Consider the following 14,788-nt stretch of genomic DNA (forward strand, 5'->3'; position numbering starts at 1 on the left):
TCATCGTCCCTTTGTCATGGTCGGCCTCATCATCGGGCGCTGAAAATCGGGACCGCGGCTAGTCGCAGTTCTTCCGGACGCCGACGCCCCGGTACTCGTCGGCGCCGACCATGTAGGGCGTGAAGCCCACCACGCACCCCTTGTCGGCGAAGATCGACCGCCGCGCGAAGACCGGGATGTCGAGCTGCCGCTGGGCGAAGATGGCGCTCGCCTCCTGGACGAGCTTGACCCGGGCGTCACCGGTCGGGGTGTTGTCGATCTTGTCCATCAGCGCCTGGAAGTCCGGCGCCGTGCCGCCGCCCGGGTTGATGAACCCGCCCTTGGCCGCGTTCGACTTCAGCGTGTCCGCGGGGTCCGCGCGCCCGCCCCAGCGGCCGAGGAACATGTCGACCTCGCCGTCGGTGAACATCGAGTACCGGGCCGGCTCGACCACCTTCAGGGACAGCTTGATGCCGGCCGGCTCGACCATCCGCTGCAGTGCCTGGCCGAGCTGCTTGTCCAGCGGGCGGTTCAGGATGAGCGCCGAGAACTCGACGCCGTCGGGGTGCCCCGCCGCGGCGAGCAGTTCCTTGGCCTTCGCGACGTCGAACGGGTACTTCGCCGCCGGCCAGTCCTGGGAGTACGCCTCGTACGACGACGGGAACAGCTGCACCGCGGGCTCACCGTGGCCGTGCCCCAGGGTCTCGACGAGGGCCTTGCGGTCGATCGCGTGGCTGATCGCCTGCCGCACCTGCTCGTTCTTCAGCTCGCCGCGGGTCAGGTTGAGGAACATCGTCCACGCGCTGACGGTCGCCTCCTCGGAGACCCGCAGGCCGGCGCTCTTCGCGTCCCGCACCTGGCTCTCGTCGATCAGCGACATCGTCACCTGGCCCGACTGCAGGGCGTTGATCCGGGTCTGGGCGTCCGGAATGGACTTGATGGCGAAGCCGGCGAGCTTGACCGCGTCCGGGTCCCAGTAGCCGTCCCACCGCTCGTACGTGGCCGAGACGCCCGGCTTGAACTCGACCAGCTTGTACATGCCCGCGCCGACCGCGGTGCGGTCCAGCGACCCGGACAGCGAACCGGGGCTGATCATCATGCCGAGGTTCTGCGCGAGGTCGTACAGGATCGAGTACCGCGGCTTCTTGAGGGTGATCTCCACGACGTCGTCACCGGACGCCTGCACGTCCTTGATGGCCTCGGCGGGGGTCGACACCGCCGCGCCGGCGTCGGGAAGCTCGCGTGAGCGGTCGAGGTTCTGCACGACCGCGGCGGCGTCGAAGGGCGCGCCGTCCTGGAACTTCACGCCGGAGCGCAGGGTGAGCCGGAGGGTGGTCGGGTTCGTGAACTCCCACTTCGTGGCCAGCTGGGGCGTCAGCTCGCCGCTCGGAGCGATGCCGATCAGGCGGTCGTAGACGAGGTTGAGCTGCCGGGTGGGGAATCCGGAATCGTTCTTCGCCGGGTCGATCGTGTCGTTCTGGAACGGATCGGCGAAGGTGAGCGTGGCGCTCGTGTCGAGCTCCCCGGGGGCGGCGGTCGCGGAGATCGGGACCTCCGCCTTGTTCGCCGTGTCCCCTCCTCCGCCGCCGCCGCACGCCGCGAGCGACGCCGCGGTCACGACCGCGGCAAGGGGGGGCACCACACGTGACCTGAGAGACATCCCGACTCCTCGAAGGTTGAGATTGGATGCATCCTGCATTAGGCATCATCGGGTGTCAACTACGTCACATCGTCGCCCTCAGTACGGCATTTGACCAGATGGGGGGCTTAGATGCAGGATGCATCCGAAGGAGGTGCCTCGATGGCACAGACGATGCGGGTCGATGAGGCCGAGCTTCAGGACGTTTTCACCGAGCGCGGATGGAGCGACGGCCTCCCGGTCGTGGCACCCACACCGGAGCGCGTCCGCGCGATGCTCGCCGAGTCCGATCTGCTCCCGGACGACGTCCTGGGGGCGGTGCCCGGCCGGGCGGCGGTGCTCACCGCCGAGATGCTCGCCGCCAACGCGGTCATGGCCGGCGCCCGCCCGGAGTACTTCCCGATCGTGCAGGCCGCGATGGCGGCGGTGCTCGATCCCGCGTTCAACCTCAACGCCGCGCTGACCAGCACCGGCGGGGCGGCGCTGACCATCATCGTCAGCGGTCCGCTCGCAGACCGGGTGGGCGTGCACGGCGGGCACAACGCGCTGGGGCCCGGCTTCCGCGCGAACGCCACCATCGGGCGCACGCTGCGCCTGGTCGCCCGCAACGCCTTCGACGCCCGTCCGGGCGGGATGGACGGCTCATCGCTGGGCAACCCCGGCCGGTACTCGCTGTGCTTCGCCGAGGGCCCTCCCCCCGAGGGCTGGGAACCGCTGCGCGTGCGGCTCGGCTACGAACTCGCCGACACCACGGTCACCGTGATGGCGACGGAGGGGCCGCACCAGGTGGCCAACCACCTCAACGGCGACGCCGGCGGGATCCTCGCGACGCTGGCCTCGGCCATGGCCGCGCCGACCACCTTCATCGCCGGCAAGGGCGGTCAGGGGCTGTTCGTCCTCGGGCCCGAGCACGCGGCGGTGCTGGCGGACGCGGGACTGACTCCCCGCGACGTCCAGGAGCACCTGGCGGTCGCGGGCAGGGTGGCCCCGAAGGCACTGCTGGACGCCGGCATCCGGATCCCGGTCGGCAGCGCGCACGACATGACCGCCGGGTCCGACGGCCTGCTTCCGGTCGTGAAGACGGCACAGGACGTCTACCTGGTGACCGCCGGCGGTGCCGGAGCGGGCTGGTCCGCCTACCTGCCCTCATGGGCGACCTCGGTCACCACCGCGGCGGTGTCGCGTCGCGTGCGAGTCCCGCACGAGCCCCTTCCCGACTGCGGGGACGACGTGTGCACGGTCGATTTCTGAGCGAACGAGTTCCTCAAGGAGAACCCTGTGGCAGTCCTCGACATCGTCATCCCCGAGCCCGCCGATCCGCCCGCCGACCTGGTCAGCCGGGCCCCCCGGCGCGCTCCGGGACCGCGGGACCGGCTGGTCCTGGTCGACAACGGCAAGCCCAGCGCGCGGGTCCTGCTCGATCTGGTCGCGACGGACCTGCGCACGCGGCTGGGCTTCTCCGACGTGGTCATGCACAGCAAGCCGAGCGCGGCCAAGCCGCTGACCGGCGAGGAGTCCGCCCGGCTGGCCGAGGGCGCCGGCCTGATGATCGCCGCCCTCGGCGACTGCGGGGCCTGTTCGGCCTGCAGCGCGAACGACGCCATCCAGTTCGAGCGCCTCGGAGTCCCCGCGATCGCCGTGATCACCGAGCCGTTCCAGTCACTGGTCGCCCGGTTCGCCGTGCGGCTCGGCCTGGCCGACGTGGGCACGACCGTGCTGCCGCATCCCGTGGCGTCCCGCTCGGAGGAGGAACTGGCCGCCTATGCGGACCGGGTCGCCGCCGTGGTCACGGCCGAGTTCGCCGGATCGGCCGTCCCGCCCGAACCGCCGGCGGGACGAGCCGGTTGATGTACAACTTTCCAGGGTGCTCGACCGGGCCCATGCCGATGCGTGACACCCTGCCACGAATCCGGCGTACGGCACCGTGTCCATCGCCTATACTTCATTATCCGTCGCGTCGACTTCTGCACCTGACGGGCAACCCGTTCCATCTTTCAGGCTCACCTGGGCGGCACCATTGCCGGGCAAAGAGAGGCAGCACCATGATGGCGCTCACATCTCCTGGTCGCACTCCCGCACTGGAAGGGGACGGCTCCTTTCCCGGCAGGCGCCGCCCGGCGGCCTTCTCGGCTCTCCGGCGATAATGCGCCCGGTATACGCCCACCAGGACATGTGAAGAAGCGGCTCCCAGATGGTTGAGTACCGATCGAAGACATCGCTCGCCGTCGACGCCATGCGCGAGATGATCATTGACGGCAAGGTCCAGGCCGGTGAGCGGTTCGACGTCCGCCGCATCGCCTCCGAGCTGGGCATGAGCATCACACCCGTGCGCGAGGCGTTGCGCATTCTCGAGGCCGAGGGTCTGGTGCTCTACAACGAGCACCGGTCGATCTCCGCGATGGAGCTCACGACCGAGGACGCCAAGGAACTCTATACGCTGCGGTCGTTCCTGGAGAGCATGGCCACGGAGATCGCGGCCGAGAACCTGACCGATGCCGATCTCAAGGAGATCGAGGCGGCCCAGCAGGAGATGGTCGAGGCGGCGCAGTCGGGTGATCCGACGCGCGCCTCGGCGGCGAACCGGAAGTGGCATTTCGCGATCTACAGATCCGGCCGGACGAAGTTCGTCGAACCGTTCATCATCCGGCTGTGGAATCAGTTCGCCTGGAGCACGATCTGGCGGGTTCCCGGGCAGCTGGAACGTTCTGTCGCCGAACACCAGGAGATCACCGCGGCACTGGTCGCGCGGGACGGCGCGCGCGCCGCGCGGCTAATGCGGGAGCACATAGCCGCCGGCCGGCGCGCCGTCGTGGACCGGCCGGAAAGCGCGGAGGAAACGAAATAGGGCGGTCCCGTCCTCCCCTCACCCGCACGACCGGAACGGGGGCGCGGCGAACTGCGCGAATTCCTGCCGATCGAGCCCGTCGTCCACGTGCCCACGCTCGGGGCGTCGGCGCCGGGCGGGACCGCCTGCGGCGGATACATATGTCCAGGTAGGGACGGGTATGTCGGGGGTGTCTGGGCGTTCTGCGCACGGATGATCATTGGCGAGAGCCCGTCGTGCGGATGGAGATGAACGATCATGCGGTCGCGGCGCGTGCCTTCGGCCGCCGTCCCCGGCGCCGGTCTCGAGCGGCTCGGGGCCGCCATGGTGCAGCTGATGTCGGAGGTCGGCGCTTCGGTCGGAGGGGTGTACCTCCTGCCCGAGGAGGAGCCGGCGCTGAAGCTGGCGGTGCTGTGCGGAGCCACCCGGCAGATCGTCGCGCCGTGGGAGCGGATCTCCCCGGACGCCCCGCACCCGGTCCCCGACGCCGTCCGCAACGAGCGGCTGGTGTGGCTGAGCGGGCAGGAGGAGATCGCACGCTGCTACCCGCGGCTGGGGCTCACGGTGCCCTACGACTTCATGCTCGCCGCGGTACCGATCGCCGACGGCACCGAGCTGGTGGGCAGCCTGGCGCTGCTGTGGCCGGTCTCGCATCCGGAGGGGCTCAGTGCCGACGAGCGCGAGGCGATCAACGACTTCTGCCGGTGGGCGGGCCTGCTCGCCCACCGGGACGCCCCTGACGGGACGCGGCTGCGGTGCCCGCAGGAACCGCACGTCCTGCCGCCCCCTCCCCCGAGCCGCAGGCGCCCGACGGCGCAGGAGGAGGCGCAGGCGGCGGCCTGGTTCGCCGAGCGCCTGCCCACGGGCTGCTGCTCCCTCGATCTGGACGGCCGGGTCGTCTTCGCCAATGCCGCCGCGGCCGACCTGCTCGGCATCGAGGTCGACGAGCTGAAGGGCGCCCGGCCGTGGGAGGCGCTGTCGTGGCTCCGCGACGACGCTCTCTTCGAGGCCTACTACAGAGCCGCCGTGATCGGCCGCCGGCCCGCCTCCTTCACCACCGTGCGGCCACCGGACACCGCCCTGAAGATCCACCTCCACCCCGACACATCCGGGATCAGCGTCCAGATCATGCCCGCCCGCGCCGAGGAGCCCGCCGGCCGGACCCCCCGCCCGGACCCGCTGCCGCACGGCACCGCGGAGGGGGCCGGGGTGGGGACGATCTACAAGATGACGCACCTGGCCGCCGCCCTCACCGAAGCCGCGAGGCTCGACGATGTCGTCGGCCTCGTCGCCGACCATGTCGTGCCCGCCTTCGGCCCCAAGGGGATGGTGCTGATGACGGCGCAAGAGGGCAGGCTGCGCGTCGTCGGCCGCACGGAGTCCGTCTCCGGGCTCGCGGACTACCTGGACGGTACGCCCCTGACCTCCGGCATACCGGCCGCGCGGACGCTGGCGTCCAGCAGACCCCAGTTCTTCGCCAGCTTCGCCGACCTGAAACAGGCCTACCCCCAGGCGGTCCACGCGGAGGGCATGGACGCCCGCGCCTTCCTGCCCCTGATCGCCTCCGGCAACATCATCGGCACCCTCGTCCTCAACTACGAGGACGCCCACCACTTCCCACGAGAAGAGCGCGCCGTCCTGCTGTCGCTGGCCGGACTGATCGCCCAGGCGCTGGACCGCGCCCGTCTCTACGACGCCAAGCACCAGCTGGCGCGCGCGCTGCAATCCGGGCTGCTCCCCCACGCGCTGCCCGACATCTCCGGCCTCGACCTGGCCGCCCGCTACCGGCCCGCCAACCGCGGCATGGACATCGGCGGCGACTTCTACGACCTCTTCCGCATCGACCCGACGACCGCCATCGCCGCGATCGGCGACGTCCAGGGGCACCACACGACCGCCGCCGCGCTCATGGGCCAGGTCCGCACCGCCGTCCACGCCCACGCCACCATCGGCACACCGCCGGGCGACATCCTCGCCGGGACCAACCGCCTCCTGATCGACCTGGACCCCGGGCTGTTCGTCAGCTGCCTGATCGTCCGGCTCGACCTGACCCGGCGGCGTACTCAGCTCGCCACCGCCGGCCACCCGCCGCCCCTGCTCCGCCATCCCGACGGCCGCACCGAACCGGTCGCCCTGCCGGCCGGCCTGCTGCTGGGCATCGACCCCGACGCCGACTACCCCACCACCGAGATCCCCCTCACCCCCGGCGCCGTCCTGGCCCTCTACACCGACGGGATGGTCGAGATCCCCGGCATCGACATCGACGAGACCACGGCCGAACTCGCCCGCCAACTCGCCGAGGCCCGGGACGGGACCATGGACGAGGTCGCCGACTCCCTCCAGAAGAACGCCCCCACCTCCGAGCAGCGCTACGACGACGCCGCCCTCCTCCTGATCCGGTTCGGTTGACGCGCAAACCATTTGGGGCACAAGTCGGCTGCGTACCATCGACGTATGGATGGTCGAGATGCGGACACCGACAGGAGCGCTCCGACCGCGGGCGTCCCGGGGTCGAACCTCGGCTGGTACCTCGGGGTGATCCTGCGCGGCTGGCACGAGGAGGTGGAGCGGGCGGTCGAGGGTGTGCCGCACGGGACGCGCGGCTATCAGATCCTCTCGGTCGTCGGGCACAACAGTCCGCCCACGCAGAGCGGGCTGGCCAAGCACCTGCAGATCGACAAGACCGTGATGCCGTACGTGATCGACGCGCTCCAGGACGCCGGATTGGTGGAGCGCAGGACGGACCCGAAGGACCGGCGCGTCCGCCGGATCGTCCTCACGCCGCACGGTGAGCGGACGCTGGCGGAGTTGGAGGCGAGGGTCCGAGCGGCCGAGGACGCCGTGTTCGCCGGCATGCCCGCCCGGGCGAGGCAGGCGTTCGTCGAGCATGCCGCGCAACTCGCCGTCTCGATCCACAATGCCCACCCCTCGATCGATCCCTGCATCGCGGTGCTGGACGCCCTCGTGGACCCGGAACCGGGGACCGCCAAGCGTTAGCCCCGGCCTCGGCCGGCTCCGCCTACCCCGCATCCTGCGGCGGGCTTCCCGTCTGCCCGGTGCCCTTCACGCCCCACCTTTCGTGCGATCCCACAGTCCTCCGTACACCCGGAATAGTATGAGGAACATACTAGTTGTGGGACATATCAATATGGGGGTGCGGTATGGAGATCGGCGTACAGCTCGACGCGGACAGAACCGGCGCCGAGGAACTGGTGGCCCTCGCCCGCGCGGCGGAGGACCACGGGATAGGCATCGCCGTGGTCACCGGGCGCAGGCACGCGGACGCCTGGGCGGTGGCGACATGGATCACCGGGGTGACCGAGCGCATCCGGGTCGGCGTGGCACCGCGGAGTGAGCCCTACGATCCGTTCGACGCCGATTCCGCGGTGCCCGCGGTCGTGGAGAAGGCGGCCGCCACCCTGGCGGCTCTCGCGCCGGACCGCACACTCCCGCCGGGCGCACGGTGGACACTCGTGGACGCGGACGTTGAGGCGATCCGCGCCGCGTCCGGAACGAGCATTCTCGTCGCACCCGTCCGCGACGCGGAGGACATCGCGCGGATCGCGCCGCCGGCCGCGGCACCCGGGCCGGCCGCGCCGGCAGGGCACCGGCGGCGTTCCGCGCTGGTACTCGCGCAGCGCGTCCCGGGGATCGACTACGACGCGGTGCCGGCGAGCCTGGCCGACCGGGCGGTCGAGCCCGGCGACCCGGAACACGCCGGTGTCGCGTCGACGTACCTGCGCGGCGGCGCCCCGGGCCTGGTCCTGCGTCCGGGGACGGTGAGCGAGGTGGCCGACGCGGTCGCGTTCGCCCGCGATCACCCGCACGTGCCGCTGGGAATCCGCAGCGCCGGGCACGGCATCAGCGGCCGGTCCACCAACCGCGGCGGCCTGGTTATCAGCGTCGGCTCCATGGACGGGCTGGAGGTCCTGGACGAAGACCGCCGGCTGGTGCGCGTCGGGCCGGGCCGCACCTGGAAGCGCGTGGCCGAGTCCCTCGACCCGTACGGCTGGGCGATCGGCTCCGGGGACTACGGGGGCGTCGGCGTCGGCGGCCTCGCGACCGCCGGCGGCATCGGCCTGCTCTCGCGCAAGCACGGCCTGACGATCGACCGCCTGCGCGCGGTGGAGCTCGTCCTCGCCGACGGCACCCCCGTACGCGCCTCCGGCACCGAGAACCCCGACCTGTTCTGGGCGGTACGGGGCGCGGGGGCGAACTTCGGCATCGCGACCGCCTTCGAGTTCGAGACATCCGTGGTCGGCCAGGTCGGATGGGCGCAGCTGACGCTGGTGTCCACCGACATCGAGCAGTCCCTCCACCGGTACGGACAGCTGGCCGGCGAGGCCCCGCGCGATACGACGGTGTTCTTCGTCACCGGCCGGCAGCGCGACGGAGTGTGGATCGTGTCGCTGTACGCCGTGGTCGACGACCCCGACCCGGACGTCGTCGTCGACCGGCTGACGCCCTTCCTCGACCTCGGACGGCCGGTACGCCAGCAGGCCGTGCTGACCCCCTACTCGGGCGTCATGGGGAACGCGGCAGACGTCGGGCCCGAAGGGCAGCGGGGCTTCGGGCAGCCGGTGTCCCGGTCGGCGTTCGTCCCCGAGCTGACCCGCGGGTTCGCCCGCGACGCGGCAGAGCTGCTCGGCACCGGTCTCGTCTACTTCTTCGAGCTGCGCGCGATGGGCGGGGCGATCAGCGACGTCTCGCCGGACGAGACGGCGTTCTCGCACCGGTCGCCGCGGTTCCAGGCCACCGCGATGAGCTCCAGCGACGACCTCCTCACCGCCGAGTGGGACCGGCTGCGGCCGCACTTCGACGGGCTGTACCTCAGCTTCGAGACAGACCGGCGTCCCGAACGGCTCAACGACGCGTTCCCTCCGGACGTCCTGGAGCGGCTCCGCCGGCTGAAGGCCCGCTACGACCCGGACAACCTCTTCCGCGACAACTTCAACATCCCCCCGGCCCCGATCGCCGCAGGCACGGACGCCGCTTCGCTCACCGAGGACGCCGCATGAACGACTACGGCCACGATCTCCTGTTCGGCAGCTTTCCCAGTCCCGTCCGCCGCCCCGCGCGGCACGCGGTCGACCTGGCGGTCGCCTCCGAACGCGCGGGCCTGGACCTGGTCACCTTCCAGGACCACCCGTACCATCCCGGATTCCACGACACCTCCACCCTGCTGACCTACGCGGCGGCCAAGACCCGGCGGATCGCGCTGAGCGGGAACGTGACCAGCCTGCCCCTGCGCCCGCCGCTCGGCCTCGCCCGCGCGGCGGCCACCGTCGACCGCCTCTCGGAGGGCCGGTTCCGCCTCGGGATCGGCGCCGGCGCGAGCTGGGACGGCGTCGAGGCGATGGGCGGCCGGAGACTCGGCGCCGGGCAGAGCATCTCCGCCCTGCGGGAGGCCATCGGCATCATCCGCGACGGCTGGGACACGGACCGGTCCGAGCCGCTCCGCCATGAGGGGCGGTTCTACCGCGTCGCGGACGGTGCCCGCGGGCCGCGCCCGTACCACCCGATCCCGATCTGGGTCGGGGCCTACAAGCCCCGGATGCTCGACCTCACCGGCGCCGTCGCGGACGGATGGCTGCCGAGCCTCGAGTACATCGAGGACGGACTGCGCGGAATCGCCGACGGCAACGCCCGCATCGACGAGGCCGCGGTCCGGGCCGGACGCGAACCGTCGTCCGTGCGGCGCATGATGAACTTCATGCGCACGGGCCTCGGCCCGGCCGGCCAGGGCTTCCTCGACGGTCCGCCCGAGATGTGGATCGACCGCCTCACCGCCCTCGCCCTCGACCACGGCATCAGCGCGTTCATCATCGGCGGCGACGATCCCGGACTCATCACCCGGTTCGGTGCCGAGATCGCCCCTGCCGTGCGCGAGAACGTCGCGCAGGCACGACGGCGGGTGCGGCAGCACTGACCGGGTCCTGCCGAAAGCGCCGAATCCGCCCGGAGAACGTTCCGAGGCGGTGGTGGCGCGCGTGGCCGCGAAAGCACGGGCCGCCGGGATCGGTGGTCCCGGCGGCCCGCTCCCTCTCCCCTACCGGATGGAACCCGGCGCTTCCCGGATGGATCTCCTCGCCTCGCGGGCGGAGGGGGTCAACCGCTCGTATCGACGACGAGGCGGGCCGGGGGGCGCTTGATGGTCACCGGCTTGTCGTAGGAGAGGAAGTCGAAGTAGTCGCTGCCGTCGCTCATGCGGAGGACGTACGGCGGCCCCTCCGCGGCGAGGTGGATCTGCTCCCCGGCGCCGTTCAGGGGCACCGAGGGCGTGCCGGCCGTGTTGCCCGGCTTGCCGGTGGTCCAGCCCTCGAGGCCGCCCTCCTCCATCTCCTTCAGGAGGCCCTCGAGGTCACCGAGCCCTGAGAGGGCGCCGAAGCCGCTGCCGCCCTTCTGCGTGGTCTTCATCCACATGCCGCTGAAGGCCGACACCGCCTGGTTCCCGCCGGTCTCCTTGAGAAACGCCTTGTTGCCCTTCTGGTACTCCTCCTTGCCGATCCTGATCATCTCCACCCTCTGGTCGCCGATCCGCATGGTGCCCTTGGCCCGGTCGCGGCCGGCGTAGGTGAAGTCGAGGTGGATGGTGCCGGCCTCCGCGTCCTTGACCTTGGCGCGGACCCGCACCGAGCGGGCCGACAGCGTGGCGTCGGTGGCGCGCTTGAAGGCGTCGGTCGGCTTCAGCTTGTCGATGCCGTTGGCTGCGGAGGGGGACGCCGCGGACCCGTCCGGGTTGGCGGCGTCTTCGGGCAGGCAGGCCGCGGTCAAGGTGAGTGCGACGGCCAATGGCACGCCGATGGCCGCTCGGACCATCCTTCGCTCGGACATTTCCGACCCCCTATGTCGGTCTTGCTGGTGGTGACACCGAGGGTCCCGGGGGGCGATGCGGACGGACTTCCGTCCCGCTGCGGCCCAATGCGCTTTGACTGCCGCCCGACTGCGGTCAGGCCGCCGCGCTGGGATGTTGGGTCTTGACGGATATTCGGCGGGTGATCAGACTCCCTGCATGGGAGCGCTCCCACAGCTCCCGCGCCCACCCCGAGAACCTGGGAGTACCGGATGAGACGACGCATCGGGATCCTCGCCGTCGCCGCGGCGAGCATGGTCGCGGTCCTCGCGCCGCCCGCGCAGGCATTAGGGCATGACGATCCGCTGGCCGGCAAGGCCAGGTTCTACGTCGAACCCGACACCAACGCCGGGCGGCAGGCCGAGATCTGGGCGGACGCGGGGCGCGAGGACGACGCGGCGCACATGCGGGCCCTGTCCAAGGTGTCGCAGGCGGTCTGGTTCACCGGCGGCACCCCCGCGGAGGTCAGGGCGGGAGTGCGGCAGACGATGGTCAAGGCCGCCAGGCAGCGCGCCGTCCCGGTGCTGGTGGCGTACTACGTGCCTGGCCGGGACTGCTCGCAGTACTCGGCCGGCGGCGCGCCGAGCGAGGCCGCGTACCGGGCGTGGATCGACGCCTTCGCCAAGGGGATCGGCGGCGGGCGGGCCGTGGTGATCGTCGAGCCCGACGGGCTGGCGCTGCTGTCCAGTGAGCCGTGGTGCAACGAGGGCGGCGGCGGCTCCACCGGCACGCCCGAGGACATGGCCCTGGTCGACCAGCGCTTCCGGGAGATCAACTACGCGATCCGGACCCTGCAGCGGCTGCCGCGCACCGGCGTCTACGTGGACTCCGGGCACTCGGACTGGCAGCCGCTCAACGACTACGACGCGGGGTACGGCGTACCGAGCGACCAGCTCGGCATGGCCAGCCGCCTGCTCAAGGGCGGCATCGCCAAGGCGGACGGCTTCGCGCTGAACGTCTCCAACTACCGCAGCACCGACGAGCTGGTCGCGTACGGCACCCGGCTGTCCGAGTGCCTGCGCTTCCGCCAGAAGACGGGCGCGGCGAGCTGCTCCGACGACGACCTGGCCACCGTCCGGGACCACGAGCGCAAGCTCCCGCACTTCGTCCTGGACACCAGCCGCAACGGCCAGGGGCCGTGGACGCCTCCCGCGGACAAGTACTCCGACCCCCAGGTCTGGTGCAACCCGCCGGGCCGGGGTCTTGGCGAGCGGCCCTCGACGCGCACCGGTGAGCCCCTCGTCGACGCCTTCCTGTGGATCAAGCGCCCCGGGGAATCCGACGGCCAGTGCACCCGCGGCACCGCCGGTCCGGAGGATCCCGAATACGGTGTGGTGGATCCGGCGGCCGGCGCCTGGTGGCCCGAGTACGCCCTGGGCCTCTCCCAGCGAGCCGTGCCTCCGCTCCGCTGACCTAGCGCGGACGCAACGCACGCGGACGTGACCCCGTGCTCTGATCCTCTGCCGGATCAGAGCACGGGGTCACGTCTCGTCTCGGGCACCCGGCGCCCATGCCGGGCCCTGGGGAATCTTGCCGACACCGTGTTGATATGTTGGCGACGTGATGTCGATAAAAATGCGGATGTGGGGCTGATGTTCCTCGCACTCCGCGAGCTGCGGTTCGCCAAGGTCCGGTTCGGCCTGATGGGGGCCGTCGTAGCGTTGATCGCGGTCCTCATGGTCATGCTGTCCGGGCTGTCGGTGGGGCTGGTCAGGGACGGCGTGTCCGGGCTGCAGAACCTGCCGGTCACCTCGTTCGCGTTCGAGCGGGGCGTCCAGCACGACGCCGCCTTCTCCCGCAGCGTGGTGGACGTGTCCGCCGTGGACGCGTGGCGGAGCCGGCCGGGCGTGGCGGAGGCCGCCCCCTACGGCAACGCGCTCATCAACGCCAAGAGCGACCGGGGCGTGGACATCGACCTCGCGCTGTTCGGCGTCGCGCCGGACTCGTTCCTCTCCCCCGAGGTGAGCGAGGGCTCGCGGCTGGACGGCCCGGACGGCATCGTCGTCGCCGGCACGGCGCTCGACGCGGGCCTGCGCATCGGCGACACGATCACCGTCGACCGCCTCGGGACGAAACTCCGCGTCATCGGCGCCACCGGGGGGCAGGACACGTTCGGCCATGTCGACGTGGCCTACGTGCCGCTCCCCGCCTGGCAGCTGATCAAGGCCGGGGTGCGGCAGGGCGGCCCGGTACCCGAGCAGGCCACCCGGGACATCACGGCCGTGGCGGTGCGGGCGGAGCCCGGCGCCTCGGTCGACCTCGCCGCCGGGGACACCGCCGCCGGCACCGAGAGCCTCACCTTGGAGGAGTCCTACGGCGCCTCGCCGGGTTACACCGCCGAGACGTCCACGCTGCAGCTCATCCAGGGATTCCTGTACGCCATCTCCGCCCTGGTCGTCGGGGCGTTCTTCGCCGTGTGGGCGATCCAGCGCAGGCATGAGGTCGCCGTGCTGCGCGCCATGGGCGCGTCCAGGAGCTGGCTGCTGCGCGACGCGCTCACCCAGGCGTTCCTGCTCCTCGTGGCCGCTGTAGCAGTCGGCGCGGGAATCGGCGTCGGGCTCGGCTCGCTCATCACAGGCGGCGGCGTGCCTTTCGCCCTCAGCGCGCCGAGCGTCACGGCCGCCGCGGCCGGCATCGTCCTGCTCGGGCTCGTCGGCGCCGGTGCCGCCGTCGCCCGCATCGCGTCCATCGACCCGGCCACCGCCCTCGGAGGGAACCGATGACCAGCCAGGCCGCAGCGGCCCCCGGGCCGCGGGAAGGCGACACGAGCACACCCGATCGCCGCACCCCCGATCACGAGGGCTTGGTGATGACCGGCGTCTGCCTCCAGCACGGCGACGGGTCCGAGACCGTGCAGGCCCTCGACGACGTCGATCTCGCGGTGCGTCCCGGAGAGCTGGCCGCCATCGTCGGCCCGTCCGGCGCGGGCAAGTCGAGCCTGCTCGCGGTCGCGGGCGGACTCGCCACTCCGGACCGGGGCACGGTCACGGTCGCCGGGATCGACATCACGGCGGTCGGCGCGCGGGCCAGGGCGAAGCTGCGGCGCGAGCACATCGGGTTCGTGTTCCAGTCCGGCAACCTGATCCCCGCGCTCACCGCCCTCGACCAGCTCCGGCTGCCGCTGCGGTTCCGGCCCCGCCGCGCCCGCTCCGGCCGCGACCCCATGAAGCTGCTGGCGGACGTGGGCATGGCGGACAAGGCCGGCCGGCACCCGCACCGGCTGTCCGGCGGGGAGCGGCAGCGGGTCGGCATCGCCCGGGCGCTGGTGACCGAGCCGAGCGTGCTGCTCGTCGACGAGCCCACCGCCGCCCTGGACCGGGCGCGCAGCCACGAGATCGTCCGCCTGCTCGCCCGCGAGGCGGGGCAGCACGGCGTGGCGGCCGTCATGGTGACCCATGACCACGACGTCCTCGAACACTGTGACACGGTGTACGAGATGGTCGACGGGCGCCTGACCGCACTCACCTGACGTCCCGGCCGGGCGGTCGGTGGG

The 14,788-nt window shown here is 71.7% G+C and carries 12 protein-coding genes; 10 read left to right on the forward strand and 2 right to left on the reverse strand.

All coding sequences use genetic code 11. The annotated features are described in order from the left end of the window. Nucleotides 1–58: 58 nt before the first annotated feature. The gene (locus E1266_RS12125) at nt 59–1,621 is read right to left on the reverse strand and encodes an ABC transporter substrate-binding protein (protein WP_165966044.1); all 1,563 of its coding nucleotides are present in this window, start codon (nt 1,619–1,621) and stop codon (nt 59–61) included. A 159-nt stretch (nt 1,622–1,780) separates the two neighbouring features. Here E1266_RS12125 and E1266_RS12130 point away from each other — a divergent pair, with 159 nt between their 5' ends. The 7 genes from E1266_RS12130 to E1266_RS12160 all read left to right on the forward strand — a co-directional run bounded on the left by E1266_RS12130 (nt 1,781) and on the right by E1266_RS12160 (nt 10,371). Next, nucleotides 1,781–2,869, forward strand: coding sequence for a hypothetical protein (locus E1266_RS12130; RefSeq protein ID WP_132046436.1), 1,089 nt, complete (start codon nt 1,781–1,783; stop codon nt 2,867–2,869). A gap of 27 nt (nt 2,870–2,896) precedes the next feature. After that, nucleotides 2,897–3,466 (forward strand): hypothetical protein, encoded by a 570-nt coding sequence (locus tag E1266_RS12135; RefSeq protein WP_132046437.1) that lies wholly within the window; start codon nt 2,897–2,899, stop codon nt 3,464–3,466. A 343-nt stretch (nt 3,467–3,809) separates the two neighbouring features. Beyond that, nucleotides 3,810–4,463, forward strand: a complete 654-nt coding sequence (locus E1266_RS12140) for a GntR family transcriptional regulator (protein WP_132046438.1) — start codon at nt 3,810–3,812, stop codon at nt 4,461–4,463. Nucleotides 4,464–4,700: 237 nt separating this feature from the next. Then, on the forward strand, nt 4,701–6,851 hold the full coding sequence (locus E1266_RS12145) for a SpoIIE family protein phosphatase (protein ID WP_132046439.1): 2,151 nt from the start codon (nt 4,701–4,703) through the stop codon (nt 6,849–6,851). A gap of 45 nt (nt 6,852–6,896) precedes the next feature. Continuing rightward, the gene (locus E1266_RS12150; protein WP_132046440.1) at nt 6,897–7,439 is read left to right on the forward strand and encodes a MarR family transcriptional regulator; all 543 of its coding nucleotides are present in this window, start codon (nt 6,897–6,899) and stop codon (nt 7,437–7,439) included. A 164-nt stretch (nt 7,440–7,603) separates the two neighbouring features. Then, a complete protein-coding gene (locus E1266_RS12155) occupies nt 7,604–9,460 on the forward strand; it encodes an FAD-binding oxidoreductase (protein WP_132046441.1) in 1,857 nt (618 codons plus the stop codon). Further along, nucleotides 9,457–10,371 (forward strand): LLM class flavin-dependent oxidoreductase, encoded by a 915-nt coding sequence (locus tag E1266_RS12160; protein WP_132046442.1) that lies wholly within the window; start codon nt 9,457–9,459, stop codon nt 10,369–10,371. The genes E1266_RS12155 and E1266_RS12160 overlap by 4 nt, the downstream gene beginning before the upstream one ends. Nucleotides 10,372–10,550: 179 nt before the next feature. Here the strand turns inward: E1266_RS12160 and E1266_RS12165 are convergent, their stop codons facing one another. After that, entirely contained in the window at nt 10,551–11,276 is a 726-nt protein-coding gene (locus E1266_RS12165; RefSeq protein ID WP_132046443.1) for a hypothetical protein, read from the reverse strand. A gap of 231 nt (nt 11,277–11,507) precedes the next feature. On the opposite strand from E1266_RS12165, the gene E1266_RS12170 reads away from it, so the two are divergent. From E1266_RS12170 to E1266_RS12180, 3 genes are all read left to right on the forward strand, one after another. Then, complete coding sequence (locus E1266_RS12170) at nt 11,508–12,707, forward strand: glycoside hydrolase family 6 protein (RefSeq protein WP_132046444.1); 1,200 nt, start codon at nt 11,508–11,510, stop codon at nt 12,705–12,707. 180 nt (nt 12,708–12,887) lie between these two features. Next, nucleotides 12,888–14,018, forward strand: coding sequence for an ABC transporter permease (locus E1266_RS12175; protein ID WP_132046445.1), 1,131 nt, complete (start codon nt 12,888–12,890; stop codon nt 14,016–14,018). An 86-nt stretch (nt 14,019–14,104) separates the two neighbouring features. After that, nucleotides 14,105–14,764, forward strand: a complete 660-nt coding sequence (locus tag E1266_RS12180) for an ABC transporter ATP-binding protein (RefSeq protein ID WP_229808410.1) — start codon at nt 14,105–14,107, stop codon at nt 14,762–14,764. Nucleotides 14,765–14,788 lie beyond the last annotated feature (24 nt).

This window comes from Actinomadura sp. 7K534 (assembly GCF_004348575.1).
GTDB classification, from domain to species: Bacteria; Actinomycetota; Actinomycetes; order Streptosporangiales; family Streptosporangiaceae; genus Spirillospora; species Spirillospora livida.